At 72.8% G+C, this 25,365-nt stretch carries 16 protein-coding genes; 4 read left to right on the top strand and 12 right to left on the bottom strand.

Going from position 1 to position 25,365, the window contains the following annotated elements:
- Positions 1 to 18: 18 nt before the first annotated feature.
- Entirely contained in the window at positions 19 to 486 is a 468-nt protein-coding gene (locus IEY71_RS01460; protein WP_189083539.1) for a MarR family winged helix-turn-helix transcriptional regulator, read from the bottom strand.
- A gap of 142 nt (positions 487 to 628) precedes the next feature.
- Here IEY71_RS01460 and IEY71_RS01455 point away from each other — a divergent pair, with 142 nt between their 5' ends.
- Complete coding sequence (locus IEY71_RS01455) at positions 629 to 1,102, top strand: TIGR03618 family F420-dependent PPOX class oxidoreductase (protein ID WP_189083538.1); 474 nt, start codon at positions 629 to 631, stop codon at positions 1,100 to 1,102.
- Complete coding sequence (locus IEY71_RS01450) at positions 1,096 to 2,451, top strand: MFS transporter (RefSeq protein WP_189083537.1); 1,356 nt, start codon at positions 1,096 to 1,098, stop codon at positions 2,449 to 2,451. The genes IEY71_RS01455 and IEY71_RS01450 overlap by 7 nt, the downstream gene beginning before the upstream one ends.
- A gap of 81 nt (positions 2,452 to 2,532) precedes the next feature.
- On the opposite strand, the gene IEY71_RS01445 is transcribed toward IEY71_RS01450, so the two are convergent.
- The 9 genes from IEY71_RS01445 to IEY71_RS01405 form a co-directional block, all read right to left on the bottom strand.
- The gene (locus IEY71_RS01445; protein ID WP_189083536.1) at positions 2,533 to 5,676 is read right to left on the bottom strand and encodes a DEAD/DEAH box helicase; all 3,144 of its coding nucleotides are present in this window, start codon (positions 5,674 to 5,676) and stop codon (positions 2,533 to 2,535) included.
- Positions 5,677 to 5,864: 188 nt separating this feature from the next.
- Positions 5,865 to 6,077: a hypothetical protein gene (locus tag IEY71_RS01440; RefSeq protein ID WP_189083535.1), complete on the bottom strand. Its 213-nt coding sequence runs from the start codon at positions 6,075 to 6,077 to the stop codon at positions 5,865 to 5,867.
- Positions 6,074 to 7,132, bottom strand: a complete 1,059-nt coding sequence (locus IEY71_RS01435; RefSeq protein ID WP_229781482.1) for a DUF916 domain-containing protein — start codon at positions 7,130 to 7,132, stop codon at positions 6,074 to 6,076. Before IEY71_RS01435 ends, IEY71_RS01440 begins: the two co-directional genes overlap by 4 nt.
- A gap of 10 nt (positions 7,133 to 7,142) precedes the next feature.
- Positions 7,143 to 7,778 (bottom strand): hypothetical protein, encoded by a 636-nt coding sequence (locus IEY71_RS01430; protein ID WP_189083534.1) that lies wholly within the window; start codon positions 7,776 to 7,778, stop codon positions 7,143 to 7,145.
- Positions 7,779 to 7,849: 71 nt separating this feature from the next.
- Positions 7,850 to 12,118 (bottom strand): family 43 glycosylhydrolase, encoded by a 4,269-nt coding sequence (locus tag IEY71_RS01425; protein ID WP_189083533.1) that lies wholly within the window; start codon positions 12,116 to 12,118, stop codon positions 7,850 to 7,852.
- Positions 12,119 to 12,303: 185 nt separating this feature from the next.
- Positions 12,304 to 14,037 (bottom strand): glycoside hydrolase family 35 protein, encoded by a 1,734-nt coding sequence (locus IEY71_RS01420; RefSeq protein ID WP_189085022.1) that lies wholly within the window; start codon positions 14,035 to 14,037, stop codon positions 12,304 to 12,306.
- Between the two features lie 148 nt (positions 14,038 to 14,185).
- Positions 14,186 to 15,532: an ABC transporter substrate-binding protein gene (locus IEY71_RS01415; RefSeq protein ID WP_189083532.1), complete on the bottom strand. Its 1,347-nt coding sequence runs from the start codon at positions 15,530 to 15,532 to the stop codon at positions 14,186 to 14,188.
- 79 nt (positions 15,533 to 15,611) lie between these two features.
- On the bottom strand, positions 15,612 to 16,565 hold the full coding sequence (locus tag IEY71_RS01410) for a carbohydrate ABC transporter permease (protein ID WP_189083531.1): 954 nt from the start codon (positions 16,563 to 16,565) through the stop codon (positions 15,612 to 15,614).
- Entirely contained in the window at positions 16,562 to 17,491 is a 930-nt protein-coding gene (locus tag IEY71_RS01405) for a carbohydrate ABC transporter permease (protein ID WP_189083530.1), read from the bottom strand. Before IEY71_RS01405 ends, IEY71_RS01410 begins: the two co-directional genes overlap by 4 nt.
- A 114-nt stretch (positions 17,492 to 17,605) precedes the next feature.
- On the opposite strand from IEY71_RS01405, the gene IEY71_RS01400 reads away from it, so the two are divergent.
- Complete coding sequence (locus IEY71_RS01400; RefSeq protein WP_229781481.1) at positions 17,606 to 18,646, top strand: LacI family DNA-binding transcriptional regulator; 1,041 nt, start codon at positions 17,606 to 17,608, stop codon at positions 18,644 to 18,646.
- Between the two features lie 63 nt (positions 18,647 to 18,709).
- Here IEY71_RS01400 and IEY71_RS01395 read toward each other — a convergent pair whose 3' ends face one another.
- Positions 18,710 to 22,750 (bottom strand): family 20 glycosylhydrolase, encoded by a 4,041-nt coding sequence (locus IEY71_RS01395; RefSeq protein WP_189083528.1) that lies wholly within the window; start codon positions 22,748 to 22,750, stop codon positions 18,710 to 18,712.
- A gap of 233 nt (positions 22,751 to 22,983) precedes the next feature.
- On the opposite strand from IEY71_RS01395, the gene IEY71_RS01390 reads away from it, so the two are divergent.
- On the top strand, positions 22,984 to 23,949 hold the full coding sequence (locus IEY71_RS01390) for a helix-turn-helix domain-containing protein (RefSeq protein WP_189083527.1): 966 nt from the start codon (positions 22,984 to 22,986) through the stop codon (positions 23,947 to 23,949).
- An 18-nt stretch (positions 23,950 to 23,967) separates the two neighbouring features.
- On the opposite strand, the gene IEY71_RS01385 is transcribed toward IEY71_RS01390, so the two are convergent.
- The gene (locus IEY71_RS01385; RefSeq protein WP_229781480.1) at positions 23,968 to 25,233 is read right to left on the bottom strand and encodes an ROK family protein; all 1,266 of its coding nucleotides are present in this window, start codon (positions 25,231 to 25,233) and stop codon (positions 23,968 to 23,970) included.
- Positions 25,234 to 25,365 lie beyond the last annotated feature (132 nt).

The following is a 25,365-nucleotide window of genomic DNA, read 5'->3' as shown; positions in this document are numbered from 1 at the left end:
CCGCCCGCTCGGGCGACGTCAGGGGCGGGTCTCGCCCTCGGCGTCACGGTTGAAGCGCTGCAGGTCGCGCGCGAAGCGCGCCACCTCGTCATCGCTCCAGTCGCTCAGGTGGCGGTCGACGACGCCCTGCAGGATGCCGATCGCCTCGTGGTAGGCGGCCCAGCCATCCTCGGTGAGCTCGAGCGGGGTGCCGCGCCCCGAGGCATCGGTGAGTTCGCGCACGACGCCGAGCCGCACGAGGCCGGCGAGCTGCCGGGACACGGTCGAGCGGTTCAGCCGGAACGCCTGCGCGATGTCGGTGGAGCGGGCACCCGGGTGCTCGACGAGGTAGCCGAGGATCGACTGCTCGGTCATCGAGAGCCGGATGCGCGCGGTCCGCGCGTCGGCGACGCCGCGACGGGAGACGACGATGAGCGCGCTCAGGATGGCGGCGGCGTCCGCGCTCCGCGTGCGTGCGTCGGCGTTGCGCCCGACTGCTTCGACCATCGCGACCTCCCGGATCTGCTGTTGCGATATGCAACGCTACGCCCGCCCGTTGCATTCCGCAACACCGAACTGGCGCGGCCGCCGCGCCTCGCTTGCCTCGCCCGGGCCGGACTGCGAGGCTTGACGCGGAGGTCACCACCAGATGTCAGCTTCACCGCCCGCACCGTCCCCCGAGCCGCCCGCCCCCTTCGACTTCGACCCCGCGAACCCCGTTCACGCCCGGGCGCTCGCACGGCTCGGCACCGAGGAGGTCGCCTGGCTCGGCACGATCGACCGGCACGGCTTCCCGCACGCGGTGCCGGTGTGGTTCCTCTGGGAGGGCGACACGATCCAGGTGCTCGTGCAGCCCGGCTCGGTGAAGACGCGCAACGTGCGCCGCGACCCGAAGGTGCTCGTGCACTTCGAGACCGACGCCGAGGGCGAAGACGTCACCGTCTTCCAGGGGCTCGCCGAGCTGAGCGAGGAGTCCGCGGCCGAGTGGATCGAGCGGCTGCGCGAGCCCTACCTCGCCAAGTACCGCGCCGGGCTCGAGCGGCTCGGCTGGTCGCTCGACCGGATGACGGGCGACTACTCCACCGTGCTCCGGGTGCGCCCCACGAAGCTCATCGGATGGTGACCCGCGTCGCCGCCGCAGCGCCCTGGCGCATCTGGGTCGTCTGGGCCGTCGGCGTCGCCGCCTACATCGTCTCGGTCACGAATCGCACCTCGCTCTCCGCCGTCGGCGTCGATGCCGCGGAACGCTTCCAGGCGGATGCCTCGACGCTGTCGATGTTCGCCGTCATCCAGCTCGCGGTCTACGGGCTCATGCAGATCCCCGTCGGGCTGCTGCTCGACCGTTACGGCGCCCGGCCGATCATCACGATCGGCATGCTGCTGATGGCCGCGGGCCAGCTCGTGATGGCGTTCGCACCGAACGTGGGCATCGCGATCTTCGCGCGCATGCTGCTCGGCGCGGGCGACGCGGCGATCTTCCCGAGCGTGCTGCGCGTCGTCGCCACCTGGTTCCCCGATCAGCGCTCGCCGTTCATCGTGCAGATGACGGGCATCGTCGGCCAGCTCGGGCAGTTGCTCGCGCTGCTCCCGATGGCCGCCCTGCTGCACGCGACGAGCTGGTCGGTGGCGTTCGGCAGCCTCGCCGGGCTCGGCGTGCTCTTCGCCGTGCTGACCTTCGGGGTCATCCGCAACCGTCCGCCCGGCCGTGACGCCGACATCGCGGTGAACACCGAGACGGGCGCGATCCGCGTCGTCACCTCCGCCGCCGACCTGCGCGAGGGCTTCCGCGAGAGCTGGGGCCACCCGGCGACCCGGCTGGCGTTCTGGTCGCACTTCACGACCCCGTTCGCCGGCACCGCCTTCGTCATGCTCTGGGGCTTCCCGTTCCTCACGAGCGGCGAGGGCCTGAGCCCCGCGACCGCCTCGCTCATCATCAGCGTCTTCGTCGTGTTCGGCATGATCGTCGGGCCCGTGATCGGGCTGCTCTCGAGCCGGCATCCGATGCGCCGCTCCCGCCTGCTGGTGCTGCCGATCGTCGGCATCCAGGCCCTCGTCTGGATCGCCGTGATCGTGTGGCCCGGGCAGACGCCGCTGTGGCTGCTGTTCGGGCTCGCGCTCGCCCTCGCGACCGGCGGCCCGGCCTCGATGATCGCCTTCGACCACGCGCGCACCTTCAACCCGAGCCACCGCCTGAGCACGGCGAACGGCATCGTGAACGGCGGCGGGTTCATTGCGGCGCTCATCGCGATCTTCCTGATCGGCCTCGCGATGGACCTGCAGGGTGCGGGCACGCCGGAGGACTACTCGCTCGAGGCGTTCAAGATCGCGTTCCTCACACAACTGCCGCTGTGGGGGCTCGGCGCGCTCATGATCGTCATCGAGCGCAGGCGCACCCGGGTGCACCTCGGCATCGAGGAACCCCGACGCCGGCGCGGCCCGCGCCCCGACCCGGATGCCGGCCTCGGGTCATGACGTCAGTGTTCGCGGGTCACGAGCGCTCGGCACCCGCAGAAACCGACGTCTTGCGGTGAGCGGCGAGGCGAGAGGGCCGGTTCAGCCGTCGAGGAGTGCGCGCAGCTCCTCCGCGCTGAACCGCGCCTCGGCGAAGTCGACGTCGTCGGGGGCGAGCCCGTCGGACTCGGATGCCTCGGCCAGGTCGGCGTCGGCCTCCGCCGCGTCAGCCTCCCCCGCGTCGGCCTCCGCCCCACCGGCCTCCGCCGCCCCCGCGCCGAGCACGCCGGCCACGAGCTCGCCCTTGCGGGTCTGCAGGGCGAGCACCTTCTCCTCGATCGTGTCGGCCGCGACGAGCCGGTAGACCATCACCCGCTCGGTGCGGCCGATGCGGTGCGCGCGGTCGATCGCCTGCTGCTCGCTCGCCGGGTTCCACCACGGATCGAGCAGGAACACGTAGTCCGCCTCGACGAGGTTCAGTCCGAAGCCGCCCGCCTTGAGGCTGATCAGGAAGACCTGCGCCTCCCCCGCCCGGAACCGGGCCGCTTCGGCATCCCGCCGCGCCACCGGCGTCGAGCCGTCGAGCAGCGCGAAGGGGATGCCGGCCGCCTCGAGCCGCGCCGCGGCGCGCGCGAGGAACGAGGTGAACTGGCTGAAGACGATCGCCCGGTGCCCCTCGGCGATGAGCTCCTCGAGCTGCTCGAGCAGCGCATCGAGCTTCGCCGAGCCGAGGCCGTCGTGCGCGGGGTCGATGAGCCCGGGGTCGAGCGCGAGCATGCGCAGCAGGGTGAGCGAGCGGTACAGGATGAAGCGGCCGCTCTCGTCCTTCACGAGATCGAGCAGCTTCTGCCGTTCGCGCTGCAGCGTCGCGTCGTAGACCCGGCGGTGGGCGGCCGAGAGCTCGACGGCGATCGTCTGCTCCTGCTTCTCGGGCAGCTCGGGCGCGACGAGCTCCTTCGTGCGGCGCAGCAGGAACGGCCGGATGCGGCGGCGGAGCTTCGCGAGGCGTTCGGTGTTGCCGTCGTCCTCGATCGGTCGGCGGTACCGCTCGTCGAAGCCGCGCCGGCTCGGGAAGAGACCGGGGGCGACGAGGCGCAGGATCGCCCACAGCTCGCCGAGATGGTTCTCGATCGGCGTGCCGGTGAGCGCCAGGACGAACGGGGCGCGGATGGCCCGGGCCGCCTCGTGCACGCGCGTCTTCGGGTTCTTCACGAACTGCGCCTCGTCGAGCACGAGCCCGCCCCAGGCCACCTCGGCGAAGCGCTCCGCCTCGAGCCGGAGCACCGCGTAGCTCGTCACCACGAGCTCGGCGGAGGCCGCCGCCTCGGCGATGCCCGGGCGACCGGCGCGCTCGGTCGTCGTGAGCCGCGCCACCCGGAGGCCGGGCACGAAGCGCGCCGCCTCCGCGACCCAGTTCGACGCCACCGAGGTGGGCGCGACGACGAGGAACGGGCCCGACCCCTCGTGCGCGGCGTGGGCGATGAGCGCGAGCGCCTGCGCCGTCTTGCCGAGCCCCATGTCGTCGGCGAGCACCGCGCCGAGCCCCGCCGCCCGCATCCGGGCCAGCCAGCGGAAGCCCTCGAGCTGGTACGGCCGGAGCGGCAGCGCGAACCCGGCGGGCGGCTCGACCGGGGCCGACGCGGCCGAGGCATCCGCGCCCTCCGAGGGCGCCCCGACCGCGGCGATGAGCGCACGCCAGGCGAGCGCGGGACCGTCGAACTCGGCGAGATCTTCGAAGTCCGCGTAGAGCGCGAGCGCCTGCTCGCGCGGCATCCTGAGGCCCGCCTCCCACTCGACCAGCCCCTCGGCTTCGGCGATGAGCGCGCGGAGCTCGTCGAAGACGGGCAGCTCGAGCGAGAGATAGCTGCGGTCGACGAGGAGCAGGCGCTTGCGCCCCTGCGCGAGCGCGCGGAACAGCGGCAGGAACGGCACCGGCTTGCCGTTCACGGTGACGACGACCCCGAGGTCGAGCCAGTCGGTCTTGGGCGACTCGACCATCGTGACGCGCAGCTCGGGCGGGTCGAGCAGCTCGCGGTAGTCGGGCCGCTCGCCGCGCTCTTCGATGACGAGCCGCCGCGTCTCGGCGAGGCGCTCGAGCTCGGGCAGCCGCTCGGCGACGAAGCGGGCGGCGTCGATGCCGCGCAGCACGACCGCCTCGAACGGGACCCAGCCGAGCACGTCGAGCACGCGCGCGACGAGGTCGGGATCGCGCTCGGCATCCGCCCGGCCCTCGCCGTCTTCCGCGTCGTCGGCGCTCGCCTCGGCGACGCGACCGTCGGCGAAGCGCCAGGTCCACGCGGCGCGCACGACGTCGCCCGTCTCGTAGCGCAGCTGCAGCACGAGCTCCGCGGGCGGCGCGGGCGGCGGCTCGAAGCTGCCGTCGGCGCTCGCGACCGGCACCGCCTGCGCGAGTGCGAAGTAGTGGGTGCGCGTGAACTCCGCGAGCTCGGCGGCGGGCACCCGCACCGGATCCGGCCGGTCGAGCAGTGCGAGCTGGGCGGCCGACGGCGCGGCGGCGAGCGGGGCCAGCTCGATCGCGCCCCGCTCGAAGGCGGCCCGGTACAGGCCGTGCCGGCCGATCAGCCGCACTCCGCCGAGCGGCACCGGTGCCGGCTCCCGGCGCCCGGCGAAGCGCGCGACCGGGGCGAGGCTCAGCCCGCCATCGTCGGCGCTCGCGTCGAAGCCGAGCTCGGCGGCCCCGAGCACGCGCACGGTCGGGGTCGCCTCGCCGCCCACGAGCGGGATGCCGAGCCGCACCGCCTCGGCGAGCAGCGCCCAGAGCACGGGGCTCTCGTACTCGTCGAGCGTGATCCAGTCGGAACCGTACGGGTTGTAGACCCCCGGGTTGCCGCCCTTGAGCAGGGCGAACTGGGCGAACCAGCGGGCGTGCACCGGGTCGAAGCCGCCCGCTTCACCCTGGTAGGCGACGTTCTGCCAGGTCAGCCCCTGTTTCACCCAGGCGCCGCGCGCGCCTCTGGTCACCGGCCGGGCGGCGAGCCGGTCGACCTGGGCGGGGCGGGCGGCCGGCTCGTCCTTCGGACCGCGCCACTGCCCCGGTCTCTGCTCGAGTCGGTGCCGCAGCTCGAACTGCAGCGCGAGCGGGGTGGGCGCCTGCCGAGCCGGGCCGGGCGCTCCGCGTTCCTCGGCCGGCGCGACCGGCCGGCCGCGCACCCCCGGCTCGGCCGGCGGCACGAGTCCGTCGAGCGCCGCGCGCCAGTCGGCGGGGTCGGTCGGCGGCGCAGTCACCCCACCATGCTCGCAGCTCCCGCCGACGCGCGGGCGCGGCGCGTGCTCCCGCCGGCCCGAGCGCCGATCGGTGTCCACGTCGAAGGCGACCGGATGCCTCAGGGCGGCCGGTGCGTCGGGCAGCGCTCCCGGGCGGCTCGGCCCGCCGCGCAGGCTCGTGCGAGGCCGAGCCGCCGGGGCGCGCGGCCTCAGTCCGCGCGGGGCGTGCGCCTCGCTCGGAGCACGGCCGCTGCGCCGAGGGCGAGCAGCAGGGCCGAGCCGGCGATGGCGAGCACCGGGTCCACTCCCGTGCCGGGCAGGCCGGCCGGCGTCGTGCACCCGGTGGGTCCGCAGCCGGGCAGCGGAGCGATCGTGACGTGGACGGTCAGGCCGTCGGAACCGTGCGGCGACGGGTCGTTCACTGGGGTCCTTCCTCTGCGAGCGCCTCGCGGCGCCCGGCGTGGTGTGCGTCTTCGAGCAGTCGCTCGAGTCGGGCTCGGCTGCGGCGCCGGCCGAGCAGGATGCCGAGCGCGAGCAGTGCGGCGCCAGCGAGCACGGCGAGCTGCGGCACGGGCAGGGCCCAGATCGTGACCTCGCGCACGACGGGGTCGATGCCGGCGGCCTCGCCGCTCGGGTCGATCGCGCCGCCCTCGACGCGGAGCACCGCCCCGGCGAGGACGGTCGGCCACACGGCGGGCATCGTGAACCGCACGGTGCGCCGCTCGCCGGGGAGGAGTTCGACGCGCTGCCCCTCGGCGACGCCGTCGGCGGTGCGGCGTGCACCGCCGGCCTCCGCGCTCGGGTCGAGGGCGAGGCGCACGTTGCCCGTGTTCTCGAGCTCCGCCGAGAGCTCGATCGCACCCGGGGCGAAGGGGTTCCAGGAGAGCCGATACCCGCCGCCGGCGGCGACCGCGAGCCCGGGCTCGAGCTCGCCGGATACCCGCGTCATCACGCGGAAGCCGACCCGGCTCTCGACGCCGAGGGTGGCGCCGTCGCCCTCGGCCACGGAGGTGATCGAGGCGGCGACGCCGGCGGCGTGGTCGCCCGGGGTCGCCCGCTCGGGCACGGTCACGGTGAACGGCACGACGGCGGTGCCGCCGGCCGCGACCTCGACCGTCTCCGGCAGGGCGATCCAGGTTCCGGCGTCCACCGACTCGGCGTCGGAGGCGAGCATGTTGAACCGGCCGGACGGCGTGAAGTAGCCGTCGGCGGCCCCGAGCGCGAAGACCACGGGGGCGTCGCCGAGGTTGCGCACCGCGAGGTGCTCCGTGACGGTCGCACCCGGATCGAGCTCCAGCTCGACCCAGGCACGTCCGTCGGCGCCCTGCTCGGTGGCGGGCGCCACCGACCAGGTGACCGGGGCCTCGCCGCCCGCGCCCTCCGCGACGGCGGGCAGCGGCGCCGAGAGCGCACCGGCGAGAGCCAGCGGCGCAGCCAGGAGCAGCGCGCCGAGCGCGAGCGGGAGACGTCGAGGCATCCGGTTCCGCCTACTCGAACAGCGAGAGCGTGAGCTTCGCGGTGTACGAGCCGGGGGCCACCGTCGCCGGCGTCCGCAGGAACAGCTGCGCGTTCGCGGTCCACTGCCCCTCGGGCGCGAGTGCGGCCGAGTCGAAGCCCATCGCCAGGAGCTCCTGATCGACGAGGCCGAACGGCAGCTCGGCGTCGGGATCGTCGGTGTCCATCACCGTGTCGACCACGTCGCCCTCGGAGACGAGTCCCGAATCGCCGCCGTCGATCAGCTTCGGCGCCCAGCCGAGGTGCCCGGCGCCGATCGCCGGCTGCCCGGCGTCGCCGGTGAAGTCGCTCGCGGTGCCGAGGACGTACCAGTAGGCGCCGGGGGCGATCTCGTCCGGGGTGCGGGTGTCGGTGACGGTGACCGTCGGCAGGGTGCCGGTGAACTGGCGCTCCGTCGCGGTCGAGCCGTCCTCCGTGAGCGTCGTCGAGGTGCCGGCGACGGTCATCGCGAGCACGCCGGGCTCGCCGGTGTCGGCGATCTCGACCGTGACGTCGACGTCGTTCTCGCCGTGGTTCTCCTCGGCGGCGGCCATGCCGGCCACGCCGAGCAGCAGCACGGTTCCGGCGCCGACCGCGCACGCACGGCCGAGCAGTCGGGGGTACATCATGGGTGACTCCTTGCTTCCTTGCATCGGGTTGATGGATCGCATCGGGGTGGCGGCGCCGGAACGGCGCCGGCTCAGTTGCACGAGGCCGCCGGGTACGCGGCCTCGATCGTCTTCGTCACGGTGCGGCCGCCGAGCTCGCCCTGGACCGTCGCGGTGACGGTGCCGGCGGCGAGGCTCGCCTGCTTCGTGGTGAAGGCGTGCACGCCGTTCTTGCCGGCCGCGACGGCGGCGATCGACTTGCTGCCGAACGCCGAGTCGAAGACGACGGAGACGGGCGCGTCGCCGGCGTTCGCGAGCTGGGCGGTGACGACGAGCTTCTTCGCCACGCACTTCGTGCTCGCGGTGAGCGTCACGTCGAGCTCGGGCGCAGGCGCCTCGTCGGCCGTGACGATCAGCCAGCTCAGCTGCACGTCGGTGCCGCGCGTCGGGCTCAGCGAGAGGTCGATGCGCCCGTCCGCCCCGACGACGACGTCGCGGTAGGCCGCCGTCTGGTTGCCGGCGTCGTAGTCGTGATCGGCCTCGACCACCGTGCCGTTCACGGTGACCTCGGCGCCGCGGTCGTCCCACTGCGCCCACGGGTCGAAGTAGCCCGCGTAGACGGTGTAGCCGCCGGGAGCGAGACCGTCGAAGCGGTAGGCGAGGTCGGCGCCGCCGGTCGCGTAGCGGAGCGTGCTGAACATGGTGCCGCCCATCTCCGCGACGGCGTTCTGGTCGCCGAGGTAGCCCCAGGCGGCCGTGGTGCCGGCGTCGACCCCGTACTCCTGGTCGGGGCGGCTGTTCAGGAGCGGCGCCTCCGCGCCGGCCTCCGCCACGAGCGTCTCCCAGTCGGCCGTGCGCTGCCCGCCCGCGTTCACGGCGTAGCGCACATGCTCGGGCACGACGGTGACCGTGCGACGGAAGGTGCGGCCGCCGAAGTCGGGCAGCGTGCCGGTGACGGTCACCGTGCCCGGCAGGTCCAGGGAGCCGTCGACGGTCCACTCGACCCGCTGCGTCGTGTCGACCCCGTTCTGGGTGACGGTGACCGTGGGCACGTCGAAGCCCGCGCCGAGCTTCACGCTCGCCGGCACACCGGAGACGTCCCAGACCGCCCACTGGTCGAGGTCGTCGAGGCGCCACTCGTCCCAGATCTCGACGGAGAGGCTGTCGCCGCCCTCGCCCATGTTGAGCGGGAGCCAGACCATCTGCGCGTTCTTCAGATCGGTGCCGCCGTTCCAGCGGTCGCCCATGTAGATGTACTTGCCGGCCTCGCGGTCGACCGGGATCACCGAGCTCGGCTGCGAGTTCCAGGAGTCCTTCTGCGCCCACCACGGGAACGGGTCGCCGTGCGCGGTCCAGTCGCCCAGGATGTCGGTCGCGCTCGCGTACTGCGACGGGTTCGGCGACCAGCCGCTCGTGCCGGAGGTGATCAGGAAGTACCGCTCGTCGTGCTTGAAGATCGCCGGCGCCTCGCGCGACCAGCCCGGGAAGATCCGGTTGTAATCGACCCCTTCGACCGCCCGGTCGGCTGGGGTGGCGAGGTTCGTGTACTCGGCGTCGAGCTTCGAGATGTACATCGTCCCGTTGCCTTCGCTCGAGTAGATGAGGTAGCCGGTGCCGTCGTCGTCCACGAACAGGTTCATGTCGCGGGCCATGCCCGGGGTGTCCCAGCCCTCGGGCGAGTGGTGCAGGTAGTAGCTGTCGATGTAGCGGAACGGCCCGAAGGGCGAGTCGGAGATCGCGACGCCGGCCTTCGCCTTCGCGTACTGCGCCGACGAGCTCTCGGAGGGCCCGTCCATGTGCGCCCACATGACCCACTTGCCGGTCTCGGCGTTGTGGATGACCTTCGGCCGCTCGATGATCGGCGGCGTCTCCCCCGGGACCGGCACGGTGCCGAGGTCGCGGTAGACGGCGTCCTTCTGCGCCTGGCTGTAGTCGCCGTAGAGCGCCTGGAAGTACGGGTCCTCGAACTCGTCGCGCGAGGCGAGAGCCCGCAGGGCGAGCCCGCGGTCGGTCCAGTTGTAGAGGTCGTACGAGCTGTAGACGTGCACGCCGGGCGCCGCGTGGTAGCCGTTGGTGCGGTCCTCGCCGTACAGGTAGTAGATGGTCTTGCCGTCCTCGTCGACGGACGGCACGACCTGGCCGCCGTGCGCCTGGATGACGTTGCCGTTCGTGTCGAGCCACTCCTGGCCCGGGCGGAAGCTCGTATACGTCGGCCCGACGGCGGTGTCGGCGGGCACGATGCGGAACGCCTGGTTCCCGCCGCCGTTCGAGGTCCACAGCCCGACGGGCGCGCCGGCCCACGTCGCCTGGTCGGCGACGTCGAGCACGCGCTCGCTCGCGGCGTTCAGCAGCGAGAAGGTGCGGCCGTCGGTGCTGCTCGCGATCCACTGCGCCGAGGCATCCGCGGCGGCCTCCTCGTCGGAGAGCGTCCGGAGCTCGGTCCCGCCCTCGCCCGAGACGAGCGTGCGGCCGTCGGCGAGGCGGAGCGCGAAGCGGTCGCGCCCGGTGCCGTCGCCCTCGACCAGCCGGGTCGCGGTCCACAACTGGGCCGCGTCGGCGCCCTCGGCCGCGGCGTCGCCGAGCACCGTGGCCGGGCTGCCGTCGCCGCCCGCGAGGGGCTTGCTGCTCTGCTCGCCGACGAGGCGGAACGTCGCCCCGTCGCGGACCGCCGGGGCATCCGCGGCGACGCCGGAGACGCCGTCGACGACGAAGGTGACGACGGACTTCGCCGGCACCGTCAGCATGGCGGACTTCTTCGTGCTCGCGTCGATCGCGACGGCCGCACCGGTCACGAGGGCGTTCGCCGAGGGGGCGTCGGCGGGCGACTCGGTGGTGACGACGGGCGTCACGGTCGCGCCGGGCGCGACCTCGGCGAAGCGCGAGAGGTCGAGCTCGATGCGCTGCTCCCCGCCGGAGGGGTTGCTGTGCACGAGCACGGCGCCGGTGCCGTCGGCCGTCACGGCGCTCGTCGTGCGCCCGTCGTTCGTCGGCACGATCCGGTCGCCCGGCTCGATGTAGTGCGTGAAGTTGCGGATCGTGTCGAACTTCGTGTTCGTCAGCACCCGGCAGGAGGGGTCGGCGTCGCCGTCGGCGACACGGCGGGCGGAGTCGCCGTCGGCGTCGCAGTCGAAGTCGATGAAGATCGAGCCCCAGTTCTTCTTCTCGCCCTTCTCCATGTTGTAGAGGTCCTCGACCGGCTGCCAGAGCACCCAGGCGGAGGGGTCGAGCTCGCGCAGGTCGTCGGTGATGAGCTGCGCGATGCCGAGGCCGTTGTCGATCGAGGCGGGGTTCCAGCGCTCGCCGCCCCAGTTGCCCTCGACCTCGCTCATCCAGAGAGGCCGGTCGGCGGACTTCGCGATGTCGCGCACCCGGAGCCGGTCGCCCGTGCCGTAGGTGTGCACGTTCAGGCGGCCGACGGCCTGCTTCGCCTCGTCGGTCCAGCCGTTCCAGTCCTCGACGAAGCGGCCGGGGTTCGTCTCGTCGGGGCCGGACACGACGGCGTCCGTCGTGGTGCCGTCCTCGGCGAGCTCGGCGGCGAGCGCGGTGAGCAGCTCGGCCTGCCGCGCGGGGCCGACGTGGGCGCCCTCCTGGCGGCCGCCGTTCGGGCGGCCCTGGCCGTCGAACGTGGTGCCCCAGTAGTTCGTGTTCGGCTCGTTCAGCGGGTCGATCGAGTCGAAGGAGATGCCGTGCGCGTCCTCGACGTGCTCGACGACGGTCGTGAGGTAGTTCACGAACTTGCCGACGGCCTCGGGCTTGATCTGCTCGGCGTTCGCGTCGGTGCCGCCGGAGACGTAGCCGCTCTCGGTCATGAAGTAGGGCGGCGAGTTGCTGAACGCCTCCCACTTGGTGACGCGGTCCTTGATCTGGTCGACCCAGGCGAGCTGGGCGGCGTCCGCGTCGAGGTCGTAGTCGGATGCCTCGTCGCCGGTCCAGGCGGCGAGGTAGCGGTCGCGGTCGGCGTAGCCGGAGGTGATCGCGCCGTCGCCGTCGTTGAGCGGCGCGTCGGCGTTCCACCAGCCGGGGACGGCACCGCCGGGGCGCAGGTAGTCGGCGACGTCGCTGGCGTTGCCGCCGCCGATGTTGTACCTGGCGATGTTCAGGTTCAGGCCGTCGTCGCCGAAGACCCGCTCGATGAGCTCGGTGCGGAGCTCCTCGGGGTAGCCGCCGGTGGCGTTCGCCATCCAGACGAGGCTGGTGCCCCAGCCTTCGAAGGCGGGGCCGGTGACGGCGGGGTTCGGGGTGAGGATCGTGTCCGGCGCCGCGGCCTGGGCCGCGATCGGGGCGAATTGCAGTGAGCCGGCCACGACGGCCGCGGCGGCGATGCTCGCGGCGGCGCGGGGGCGCGCGTTCGTAGGTGACACCGTTGTCTATCCAATCGGGAGGATTGTTTACGTCAACATCCGAGATGTTGACGTAAACATAGCGGACAGCGACGCGGAAGTCGAGGGCCCGCTGCGCGCCGCTCCGAGTGCACGACGGATGCCTCGGCGCGCCCGTTCAGGTGGCGCGCCGAGGCATCCGTCTGGCGACTCGCGAGAGCCGGGCGTCAGAAGTCCGTGTGCCCGAGCTCCGGGGCGGCGAGGAAGCGCACGACGCCGCACGGCGCCGCGGTCAGCTCGAGAACCACGAGCTCGTTCTCCCCGCGGCGGAGCACCGGGGCCGGGACGTAGAGCGAGCGCTGCGGCCCGGCCGACCAGTAGCGGCCGAGATTGAAGCCGTTCACCCACACGACGCCCTTGCCCCAGCCCTCGGTGCCGAGGTGGAGGTCCACCGGCTCTTCGAGCTCGAACGAGCCCGCGTGGTACGAGGGCCCGGCGATCGCCCCGGCGCGGAGCCGCGGTCGCACGGCGTCGAGCCGGTCCACGTCGAGCCCGGCCGCCCGCCAGCGCCGGAGCGGTTCCTCGCCGAGGCGCACCTCGCCGACGATCCCCTTCGGCTCGCCGATCCGCGGGCCGTAGTTCACCCGCCCCTGGTCCTCGACGAGGAGGTCGAGCGTGCCCCGGCCGTCGCGCGGCAGCGCGAGCGCGTGCGTGCGGTGGGTGCGCGCGAACACGCCCACTGGGTCGCCGTCGAGGAGCACCTGCGCGCGGTCGCGCACCTCCGCCACGTGCAGCACGGCCGGTCCGGCCCACTCCACCTCGGTGCGGTACAGCGCGAAGCCGTCGAATCGGCCGAGCTCGTCCATCGTCGGCGGCGCTTCGAAGGGCGCGAACTCGCCGAGCTCCTCCGCCACCTCCAGGAGCGGCACGCCGAGTTCGAGGGATACCTCGAACGCCGGCGCGGCGCCGCCCGCGACCGGCCGCTCCTCCGGCACGGGGGCGTGCTTCGCGATGACCTCGCGGAGCGCCCAGTACTTCTCGGTCGGATCGCCGGCCTCGTCGAGCGGGGCGTCGTAGTCGTAGCTCGTGACGAGCGGCTGGTACACGCCCTTGTCGTTCGCGCCGTTCGTGAAGCCGAAGTTCGTGCCGCCGTGGAACATGTAGATGTTCACCGATGCGCCCGCCGCGAGCAGCTCGTCGAGGTCGTGCGCGGTGGCCGCGGCATCCGTCGTGTGGTGGTGCGCGCCCCAGTGGTCGAACCAGCCGTCCCAGAACTCGGCGCACATCAGCGGCCCGCTCGGCTGGTGCGCGCGGAGCGTCGCGAGACGCTCGAGCGAACGCGAACCGAAGGAGGCGGTCTTGTGCAGGCCCGGCAGACTGCCCGCCTCGAGCATCTCCGGCGTCGGCTGGTCGACCGTCGTGAACGGCACCGAGAGGCCGACGGCCCGGTTGAGCGCGACGAGGCGCTCGAGGTAGCGCCGGTCGGACCCGTACGCGCCGTACTCGTTCTCGATCTGCACGAGGATGATCGGCCCGCCGCGGTCGATCTGCCGCGGCACGAGGATCGGGGCCAGCTGCTCGAGGTACTCGGCGATCGCGCCGAGGTAGCGCTCCTCGGAGCTGCGCACCCCGACGGCGGGATCGGCGAACAGCCAGGCGGGCAGGCCGCCGTTCGTCCATTCGGCGCAGATGTACGGGCCGGGCCGCACGATCGCGTGCATCCCCTCGGCGGCGACGAGGTCGAGGAAGCGGCCGAGGTCGAGCCCGCCCTCGGTGTCGAAGACGCCGCGCGCCGGCGCGTGCGCGTTCCAGGCGACGTAGGTCTCGATGGTGTTGAGCCCCATCAGCCGTGCCTTCCGGATGCGGTCCGCCCAGAGCTCGGGATGCACCCGGAAGTAGTGCAGCGCGCCCGAGATGATGCGGAACGGCTCGCCGTCGAGGAGGAAGTCCTCCTCGCCGATCTCGAACGAACGGCCGGCGGCGACCGGCCGCGCGAGCTGCTGCGGGCGGTCGGTGAGTGCGTGGGTGTGCACGTGGAGCTCCAGATGGTGAGTGGAACGGTGCGGCCGGCCGGGCCCTGCGCCCGGCCGGCCGCACCGCGCTTGATGGTTATTTCCCGTTGACGGTGAAGCCCTGGTCGATGCCGTACTGCACGCTGGCCTCCTGCCAGGCGGCGAGGCCCTCGTTCAGGTCGCTCGCGTTCGCGTACGACTGGCCGACGGTGTCGCCGTAGATGCTGTTCGCGTAGGTCTGGAACGGCAGGTAGCTCCAGCCGGGGACGACGTCCTTGGACGCCTGCACGAGCACCTCGTTGATCTTCTGGCCGCCGAAGTAGTCGCTCTCGTAGCCGAGGAAGTCCTCGGACTCGAGGTCGGCGACGGTCGACGGGAAGCCGCCGTTCGCGGCGTGGATGGCCGCGCCCTCCGGGCCGTTCAGGAACTCGAGGAAGCCGTAGGCGACGAGCTTGTTCTTGCTCTGCTCGAGCACCGCGTCACCGCCGCCGCCGTTCTCGGCGGCCGCCGCGACGCCCTCCTCGTACGTCGGCATGGGCGCGACGCGCCACTTGCCTGCCGCGTCCGGCACGCCGGACTCGAGGTTGCCCGGCATCCAGGCGCCGATCACGAGGGTCGCGATGCTGCCGTCACCGAGGCCCTGGTACCACTCGTCGCTCCACGAGGAGATCGGGGCGACGAGCTCGTTCTCGACGAGCTGGTTCCAGGTGTCCGCCCACTTGGTGCTGCCCTCGTCGGCGAAGTCGATCGTGACGTCGGTGCCGTTCTCGACGGCGTAGGGCTGGCCGCCCGCCTGCCAGATCATGCTGGTGGTGAAGCCGGCGTCGCCGACGTCGTTCGTGATGTAGGCGTTCGGGTCGGCGGCGTGGATGGCCTGGCCCGCGGCGATGTACTCGTCCCAGGTGGTCGGCACCTCGAGGCCGAGCTTCTCGAACACGTCGGCGCGGTAGAACATCGCCATCGGGCCGGAGTCCTGCGGCAGCGCGTAGACGCCGCCGTCGATCGAGACCGAGCCCCAGGTCGAGGCCGTGTACTGGTCCTCGAGCTCGTCGGCGCCGAAGCCGGTGAGGTCGGCGAAGGCGCCCGAGAGGGCGAACTGCGGCAGGGCGTAGTACTCGACCTGCGCGACGTCCGGAGCGCCGGTGCCCGCCTTGATCGCGTTCTGCAGCTTCGTGTAGTGGTCGTTGCCGGTGCCGACGTTCTCGAGCTTCACGTCGATCTTCGGGTACTTCTCCTCGAAGGCCTCGACGATCGGCTCGAGCTGCGGGGCCCAGCCCCAGACGGTGATGCTGCTCTCCTTCTGCAGGGCGGCGGCGATCTCCTCGGCGCTCGCGCTGCCCTGCTCGCTTCCGCCGGAGGGCGTGGCGCACGCCGCGAGCGAGCCGGCGAGGGCCGCGGCGACCGCGACGCCCGCCCAGCGGCGGATGGTGCTGCGAGTGGTCATGGGGTGGTTCCTTTCACTTCGATGTGATGCGCAGGACTGCGCTCGGGGGTGGTGCTCCGTGCAAGCGATGGCGGGCCGCTCACTGCTTGACGCTTCCGGCCGCGAGCCCCGACTGCCAGTAGCGCTGCAGGAAGAGGAAGGCGACGACGATGGGCACGATCGTGAGGAGCGAGCCGGTGATGACGAGGTGGTAGATCGCCTCGCCGCCGGCGGTGGTCGCCTGGGCGTTCCAGGAGTTCAGGCCGACGGTGAGGGGGTACCAGGTCGACTCGCTCAGCATGATCAGGGGGAGGAAGTAGTTGTTCCAGGTCGCGACGATCGTGAACAGCAGCACCGTCACGAAGCCCGGGGCGAGCAGCCGCAGGGAGACCGTGAAGAAGGTGCGGAACTCCCCCGAGCCGTCGATCCGGGCGGCCTCGAGCAGCTCGCTCGGCACGGCGTCGCTCGCGTAGACCCAGATCAGGTAGAGCCCGAATGGACTGATCAGGGACGGCAGGATGATCGCCCAGGGCGTGTTCGTGAGGCCCAGCTGGCTGAACATGAGGAAGGTCGGCACGGCGAGCGCGGTGCCGGGCACGGCGACGGCGCCGAGCACGACCGCGAAGACGGCACGGCGGCCGGGGAAGTCGTACTTCGCGAGGGCGTAGCCGGCGAGGGTCGCCAGCAGCGTCGCGCCGCCCGCGCCGACGACGACGTAGAGCAGGGTGTTGCCGAACCAGCGGACGAACTCGCCGTCGTGGTAGGTGAGGGTCTGGACGATGTTGTCCCAGAGGGCGAAGTCGCCCGAGAACCAGAGGCCGAAGCTCGAGAACAAGGCGCGCTGCGTCTTCGTGGAGTTCACGAGCAGCCAGAACAGCGGCAGCAGCGCGTAGAGGGCGAGCAGGCCCATCACGATCGTGAGCAGGATGGATCGGCGCTGCACGGTCGAACCGCGCCGGACGGAGCGGTGCAGCCGCGGTTGCCGCGAGCCGGCGCGCCGCTCGGTGCCGCGGGCGGTGGTGATGGCTTCGGTGACGGTCGCCTCGGTGGTCATCGGACCGCCTCCTTCCGCGAGCCGGAGAGTTGGACGACGTAGGCGATCACGGCCGTGACGAGGCCCATGATGATCGCGATGGCCGCCGAGTAGTTGAACTGCTGGCCGGAGAAGGAGAGGTTGTAGGCGTACATGTTCGGCGTGAAGTAGGTGCTGATCGCGTTCGGGGCGATGGACTTCAGGATGTTCGGCTCGTTGAAGAGCTGGAAGCTGCCGATCACCGAGAAGATGCCGGCGATCACGATCGCCCCGCGGATGGCGGGGATCTTGATGTTGCGGATGATGCGGAAGGCGCCGGCTCCGTCGAGGGCGGCCGCCTCGTAGAGGTCGGTGGGGATGACCCGGAGTGCCGCATAGAAGATCAGCATGTTGTAGCCGACGAACTCCCAGGTGACGATGTTGCCGATCGAGGCGAGCACCCAGCTGCCGGACAGCGGCGCGGGCAGCTCGATGCCGAAGGCGTCGTTGAGGTTGCCGATGAGGCCGAAGCGGGTGCCGTACATGAAGCCCCACATGAGCGTCGCGACGACGGCGGGCACGGCGTACGGCAGGAAGATCGAGATGCGGAAGAAGGACGAGGCGAACAGTCGGGCGCTGTCGATCGCGAGCGAGGCGACGAGCGCGATGCCGAGCATGATGGGCACCTGCACGACGAGGAAGAGCACGACCCGGCCGAGCGCCTCCCAGAACTTCGGGTCGGCGAGCGCGGTGCCGTAGTTCTCGAGGCCGACGAAGGCGGTGCCGCCGACGAGCTGCTCGCGGAAGAGGCTGAGCCCGATCGAGTAGACGACGGGCGCGACGAGCACGAGCGCGAACACCGCCATGAACGGCCCGACGAAGGCCCAGCCGATCCAGCGCTGGCGGCCGCGGGCGCGCCGCCTGCTCGTGCGCATCGGCGTGCGGGCGGTGGAGGACGTCGTCGTCATTCGGGAGGTTTCCTTCATCCAAATCTGATGTTCACGTAAACATCTATCACATCTGAACTACTGTGTCTACGTGAACACGCTCTCACGGCGTGCCGACTCGACGAAGGGATGCGGATGACCGACACCGCCAAGGATCGATCGCGGCCGGAGACCCGCCGCGGCCCCTCGATGGCCGACGTCGCGAAACTCGCCGGAGTCTCCTCGCAGACGGTCTCGCGCGTCTCCAACGAACGCCGCAACGTCGACGAGGCGACCCGCGAGCGCGTGCTCGCGGCGATGCGCCGCCTCGGCTACAAGCCGAACCGGGCCGCCCGCGCGCTGCGCACCGGGCGGTTCCGCTCCATCGGCGTCATCACGTTCACCCTCTCCACCTACGGCAACATGCGCACGCTCGACGCCATCACCGCGGCCGCCGCGGAGGAGGACCTCACCGTCACCGTCATCCGCATCCCCGACCCGACGACCGGCACGGTCTCGGGCGCGTACCGTCGACTCAGCGAGCAGGCCGTCGACGGCGTCGTCATCATCTTCGAGGCGCACCTGCTCGACCAGGCCGACATCACCCTGCCCGACGACCAGCCCGTCGTCGTGGTCGACTCGAACGCGGGCGACGCCTACGCCGTCGTCGACACCGACCAGGAGCTCGGCGCCCGCCAGGCCACCGAGCACCTGCTCGGGCTCGGCCATCCGACCGTCTGGCACATCGCCGGGCCCGAGGACTCGTTCTCGGCGCACCACCGCGTGACCGCCTGGGCCGAGACGCTCCGCGCCCGCGGCATCACCTCGCCCCTCGCGATGCGCGGGGACTGGAGCACCGACTCCGGCTACCGGATCGGTCGCGAGCTCGCCGCCCGGCCAGAGGTCAGCGCGGTCTTCGCGGCGAACGACCAGATGGCGCTCGGCGCGCTGCAGGCGCTGCACGAGGCCGGCCGCGACGTGCCCGGCGAGGTCAGCGTGGTCGGCTTCGACGACATGCCGGAGTCGAAGGCGTTCTGGCCGCCGCTCACCACCGTGCATCAGGACTTCGCCGAGGTCGGCCGCCGCTGCATCGAGAAGCTCGTCCACGCCATCGAGACCAAGGAGCACGAGACCGGCCGGGCCCTCGTGCCGACCCGCCTGATCGTGCGCGAGAGCACCGCCCGGTACGCCGGCTGAGCCGCCGCGGGGCTCGCCGAGGCACCGCCGTGCGGGCCGGGTCCTCCCCGGCCCGCACGAGCGCTACGCGCGCCGCCGTCGGAACCTCGCGATCGCGAACGCTCCGGCCGCGAGCAGCAGGATGGCGAGGGCGAACGGCGCCGCCGCCGCGAACCCGGTGGACGCGAGCCCGTCGCCCTGCCCGGTGCCGCTACCTGAGCCGGGCTCCGCGCCGGGGCCCGTGCCCGTGCCCGGCCCCGTACCCGGGTCCTCCGCGGCGAGCACCTGCACCGGGTAGCTCAGCTCGACGGCTTCGCCCGTGCTGTCGGTCGCGCGGATCACGAGCTGGTGGGCGCCCGGCTCGGTGCCGGCCTCGAGGCTCGCACGGATGCGAGCGGCCCCGTCGGCCGACGCGGTCGCGGTACCGAGCCGCACCGGCTCCGAGTGCAGCCACACCTCGACGGTGCTGCCCGCCTGCGGGCCGGCCACGTCGACCGTGAAGGCCTCGCCGATCCGGAGGGTGCCCGGCGTGCCGCCGTCCACGGTCGCGGTGATCGGCCGGGCCGCTCCGCCTGCGCTCGCGGTCAGCTCGTTGCTCACGGCGAGCACCGGGGTCGCGAGCGGGTTCGTCCCCGTGGCGGCGGCGTCGACGACGAGCGAGACCGAGCCTCGCGCCACGTCCGCCTCGGTCACCGGGAAGGAGACCGGGCAGCGGAGCTCCGCTGCGGCGCGCAGGCGGGCGGGCACCGCGCACTCCCCGAGCTCGCCGCCGCGCGGCGTCACCGTGGTCTCCCGAAGGTCGACGAGACCCGGGTTGCGCAGCACCAGTTCCGCGGTGACCACGTCGCCGAGCTCGAGCGGCTCGGCCGGCGGCTCGGCGAAGGCGAGCTCCGCGGTGAGCCCGATCGGCGCGACGCCGCCCTGGGCGAAGCCGGCGAACAGCCCGCGGACCTCCTCGCCGCTCAGCGCCCGGTCGTAGAGCAGCACCTCATCGACGTCGGCCTTCGCCGCGTCGAGCTGGTTGCCGGAGCCGAGCCGGCCGATCCAGCCGCGACCGAGGTTGCCCGAGGCGGCGACGCTGCCGACCGCCTCGCCGTCGGCGTAGGCGCGCAGGGTGCTGCCGTCGCTCGTGAAGGTCAGGTAGACCCATTCGTTGAGCGGGGTGGAGTAGTCGATCACGTAGTCGGCAACGCCGAACTGGGTGAAGCCGAGCTTGCCGGTGTCCCGGTACTGCTCGAGCTTGATCGCCGAGGACCCGCCGGAGAGCAGCACACCGCTCGTGACGGAGGCGTTCCGCTTGACCCAGAGCGAGGCCGTCCAGGTGCCACTGACGTCGCTCGCTCCGATGCGCACGCCGCTCTCGCCGCCGGTGAGCGAGGCGCCGCCGCCATGCCGGCCGGGCACCCGCGCGGCACCGTCGAGCGTGCCGTCCTTGCCGCCGATCGTGTCGACCGCGACGCCGGAGTCCTCATCGAAGGACCAGTAGTCGATCAGGCCGGGCTGCGGCAGCTCGGCCGCGTCGCGCTCGTAGTTCGCAGCGATCCGCTCGGGTGTGAGGGCCGCGTCGAAGATGTTCAGCTCGTCGAGGTCGCCGCGGAGGGAGCGGTTCCAGGCGCCGATCGCGGCGAGCGGCAGCGGGATGCTCGCCTCGATCTCGTCGACCGGTTCGCCGTCGAAGTAGAGCGCGGTCTCCGCACCGTCGTTGACGAGCGAGAGCGCGACCCACTTGCCGACCGGGAGCGTGGCGTCGAAGGTCTCGCGACCGCCCGCCGTGGCGAGCGCGACCTTGCCGCTCGTGCGGTCGCGCAGGAGGATCGCGGAGCCCTCGCGGGAGCTCAGCAGCGTGGCATCCGGATGCGCCGCGCTCTGCTTGACCCACACGGACATCGTCCACGGGCCGGCCAGATCGACGCCGCCGAGCCCGACGCCCTGCCGATCGTGGCTGAAGCTCAGCGCGGAGCCCTTGATGCCGTTGTCGATGAACGAGGGGTTGTAGATGATGTACGTCGAGCCGTTCAGCCGTCCGGTCGTGTCCTGCACGAAGAGGGTCTGGCCCGGGCTGCCCGCCGAGGTGTAGCCGGAGGGGTACGGCGCGGGGTCGAAGGGGTAGCGGTGCAGCGGCGCCTCGGCGCCGACCCGCTCGCGCGGCGGGAAGCCGGTGACGCCGGGGGCGTCGCCGATCCGGCCGAGCCGCGTCGAGAGCTCCGCCGCCGAGCCGCGCGCGGTGACGTTCCAGGAGCGGTCGGCGATGGCCGCCCGCAGCGGGCCCATCTTCTGCTCGAAGTACTCGTCCTCGGCCCACATGTTGTAGTCCGCCCAGACCGCGAAGTTCGAGCCGAGCATGTCGGCGTCGGTGCGGGGCGCCCACGAGGAGGTGAGCGTCGTGAGGTTCGGCGAGGTGTTGTGGTAGTTGTTCGGCGTCAGGTAGACGGAGTCGCTGTTCATCCACAGCTTGTCGTGGCCGGCGAACGCCGGGTTCGTGCCGTCGCCCTGCCAGTCCTGGATGATGACGCCCCGGTTGAGGGTCTGCTGCGAGCGGCTCATGTGCTCGAAGCCGTTGAAGATGATCGAGCGCTTGCCGTTGGCCACGACGGCGTCGTCGACGCCGTTGACGTAGTCGACGAAGAGGTCGCCGAGGGTGTCGAGGTCGGATCGCTCGGCGACGTAGTCCTTCACGCGGCCGCAGTTGCCGAGCTCGCCCGTCACCTCGTCGCCGCCGAGGTGGACGTACGCGGCGGGGAACCAGGGCAGGAACTCGTCGAGGATCGCGGCGGAGTCGGCGCGCGCCGTGTCGGAGGTCATGTCGATGATCCAGTTCGGCGTGAGGTGCGAGGGCACGTGCGAGGGGGAGCACGCGTTCGCCCCGTCGCCGAAGCCGATGCCGAAGTAATCGCTGATGACGGTCGCGTGGCCGGGGAACTCGAACCCGGGCACGATCTGCACGTGGTGCTCGGCGCCGAAGGCGACGAGCTCGCGGATCTCGGCCTCGTCGTAGGAGCTGGCCGGGTCGGCGAGGCCGGGGAACGCGGGGCTGTCGAGCCGGAAGCCCTCGGCCTCGACGACGTGCAGGGTGAGCATGTTCAGCTTCTGGTAGCTCATCCGCCGGATGAGGTCCTTCAGGTAGCCGATCTCCCAGTACTTGCGGCCCGCGTCGATCATGCCGCCGCGCAGCCGCTGGCCGGGCGCGTCGACGGTCTCGCCGACGGGCAGCTCGGCGCCGCCGCTCAGCGACTGCAGGAGCGTGCGCCCGCCGTAGAAGAGGCCCGCGGATGACGAGGCGGCGATCGTGACGCGATCGCCGACCGTGAGGCGGTACCCCTCGTCGGCCAGGCCGGCCGTCACGGACAGCACGACATCGCCGGGCGCTGCCGCGCCGATCACGAGCTCGGCGGTGCGCCCAGCGGCGCCGAGGTCGGCGATGAGCCGCTCGGCCTCCTGGCGCACGGTGCGGCCGTCGAGCTCTGTGCCGACGTCTTCGGGCGCGACGACGACGCGCACGGTGCTGCCGAGCGCGAGCGTGCCGGTGCCGCCGGTCCACCGGGTGAGCGCGGGGACGACGGTCGGCGCCGCCGACTCGGGTCCGGCGTCGGGCTCGTCGCGGGTGACCCGAGCGAAGTCGAGCTGCGCACCCTGCTTGTTCGCGGCGGGATTGCGGGTGCCGTCCATGCGGAGCACGACCGTGTGGTCGCCGGCGGGCAGCGTGCCGGTGTCGAAGAGCGACTGCTGGAGCGCCCGGGACGGGGCGTACCCGTCGACCCTCGTCTCCCGCCCGCCGTCGACCGAGGCGAAGAGGTAGCCGTGGCCCGGGTCCTTGGCGCCGACGATCTCGGCCCGAGTCCCCGAGAAGGTGAGCGTGGCGCTCACCTCGCCGCCGTTGGTCCAGTGCTCGGTGCCGCCCTCGTAGGAGGCCGACGGCAGGCCGGTCCCGGCGGTCCAGGCGCCGGAGTAGCTGAAGGCCGGCGAACCGGCGGTCTGCGCATCGTCGATGATGACGACGGCCTCGGCCGCCTGGGACGGGGCGGCGAGGAGCACGGACGACGCCGTCACGGCGGCGATGAGCACCGCGGCGAGGAGCCGGGATCTGCTGGGGGAAGCGGGCACGTCGGGGTCCTGTCTGGTCGTCATCGATCATTCGGGCGGTGCGAGATCTAACTTTACTTGGTGAGTAAGCAAAGTCAATGGAGGGTACCTCCGCCCATCGCCGGCCGTCAATACGCCCGCCCGGATCGATGGTCGTTCGCCGGTACGACGCCGCCCGCGACGGGTCGCGCGCTTGACTCGCACGGGACCCCTGCTTAGGCTGAGGCTTAGTTCACTGACTAAGCAAAGTGGTCAGGCACACGACCCGGAGGTGCGAGATGGATGCCACGACGCGCCCCCGCCCGGTGCTCTCCCTCCTGCGCGAGGCCAAGGGCTGGAGCCAGTCCGAGCTCGCGGCGGCGGCCTACCTCTCGAAGGCGACCGTCTCGCGCATCGAGTCCGGCGACCTCAAGCTCAGCGAGCAGACCAGGCGTTCCCTCGCCCGGAGCCTCGGCTGCCCGCCCGGCGCGCTCGCCGCGGACGTCGCGATCCCCGAGCCCGGCTGGTCCGACTGCGCGCTGCGCGATGCGGCCGTCGCCGCCCTGCCCGCCCGCGAACGGCGCCGACTGCACGCCACCGTGCAGCTGACCGCCTTCGCCCTCGACGCCCCGGCGCCGGCGCGCAGCGCCGATCCGCTGCTCGCCTCCGCACCGCGCGGGCGCTCCGCACGCGCCGTCGCGCTCGCGCTCCGCGCGCGTCTCGAGCTCGGGCTCGCCCCCATCCCCGACCTCGTCGGCGCCGTCGAGGAGGCCGGCGGGCGGCTCGTCGAACGCCGGCTCCCCGAGGGGGTCGCCGCCGTCGCCATCCGCCGGGATCCGCACGCCGCGCCCAGCATCATCCTGAACGCCGGACTGCCGACGTGGCGACGCCGGGAGGCCCTCGCCCACGAGCTCGGCCACCTGCTCCTCCCCCGCGGCGAGGAGCAGGAGGCGATCCGCTTCGCCGACGAGCTGCTCTGCCCGAGCGAGGCCGTGCGGGCCGAGCTCCGGCCCCCGCGGATCACCGAGCTCCGCCATCTCGTCGGGCTCGCCCGGGACTGGGGCGTCCCCGTTGCCTCGCTCCTCCGTCGCGCCCAGGAGCTCGGCGAGCTCGGCCGTCGTCGGCGCCTCGAGCTCGAGGAGGCGGTGCGTCAGCACGGCCTCGACCTGCATCAGGGCGATGACGACGCCGAACGGCCCCGTGCCGCCGACGCGGCGCGTCGCGCGCGCCGCGTCGATCCGTGCGCCGAGAGCCGGGTCGCCTGACGGCCCCCGAGGTCCGACTCAGCCCGCGGCCCGCTCCCCCGGCTCGCCGGCCTCGTCAGACGCCGCTTCCTCCGGCGCCCCCTCCGGCGCAGGCAGGATGAGCGGAACCCCGAGCGTCGAGCTCAGCGCGTGCCTCGCCGGCCCGACGAGGCGCTCGTACGTGGAGCGCGCCCGCGCGAAGCGGATCCCCGCCCCGCCGGTGCCCTTCGCCGGGTTGTCGTCGAACGCCCGGCGGACGCGCTCCAGGAACTCCTCGCCGAGCGCCGGCGCCGCGCCGCCCAGCACGACCTCGTGCGGGTCGAGCATCGCCGCGAGGATGCGGAGCAGACGGGCGATGGCGTAGGCCCCGGCATCCAGCCGCTCGGCCGCCCCCGGCCTGGCCGCGAGGGCGTCGACCTCCGCGAAGTCGAGCTCGTCGTGATAGTCCTCGCCGAGCATCGCCGAGAGCGAGGCGACCGCCTCGACGCAGCCCGGCGCTCCGCACTTGCAGATCGGCGCTTCCTCGTCGAAGACGATGCGGACGTGGCCGATCTCGCCTGCGCGCTGGTGCGCTCCGGGCACCACGACGCCGTCGACCGTGACCGCGCCGCCGACGCCCTCGCCGAGGCGCACGAAGAGCCGCTGCACGCCGCGGGACTCGTCGAAGGCGGACTCGTTGAGCGCCTCGCCGTCGGCGTCGTTCAGCACGAACACGGGCGCGCCGATGGCCGCCTCGACGACCTCGGCGAGGGGTTCGTCGCGCCACCCCATGAGCACGCTCTCGACGACCGTGCGGCCGTCGGTGACGCCGGGCGACTGGATGCACGTCGCGAGGATCCGGCCGGTGTAGTCGGCGGTCGCACCCGCCACGGCTGCGGCGACGTCCGCGGCGTCGAGCGGTCCGTCGGCGGGGATCCCCGCGTCGGCCACGCAGCGCCCGTCGAGCGAGATGAGCGCGGCGCGCACCTCGCGGGGTCGGACGAGCACGACGCAGATGACGAAGCCGTCCGGGTCGAGCGCGAGGCCCGTGGCGCGCTTGCCGCCGGTGCTCGCGAGCGGCGCGGACTCGGCGACGAGGCCGAGCTGGATGAGCTCGGCCACGAGGGACGAGGCCGTCGCCGAGGTGAATTGCGAGTCGCGGGCGATCGAGGCCCGGGTGCAGCGGCCGGGGTCGGCGGCGATCAGCTCGAGGGCGCGGCGGAGGTGCCGGCGGCGGATCGTGCTCTGCGCGTCGAGCTGCTCGCCCGGGTCGGCGCCCAGCGGCGAGCGGCGCAGCCGCTCGATCATGGTCGGCGCTGCCTCCACCGTGACTCCTCCTGCCGGGCGGCTCGGCGGGATGGGTCGCTGCCCTCCCGTGCTCGGCGGAGGCAGTTTACCCACTGAGTAAAGGAGTTCCGCCCAGCCGCCCCGGACACGCTCGCTTCCCCGCGCGAGCTC

Source organism: Agromyces mediolanus, assembly GCF_014648575.1.
GTDB lineage: Bacteria > Actinomycetota > Actinomycetes > Actinomycetales > Microbacteriaceae > Agromyces > Agromyces mediolanus.
This window is presented reverse-complemented; position numbering and strand designations above follow the sequence as displayed.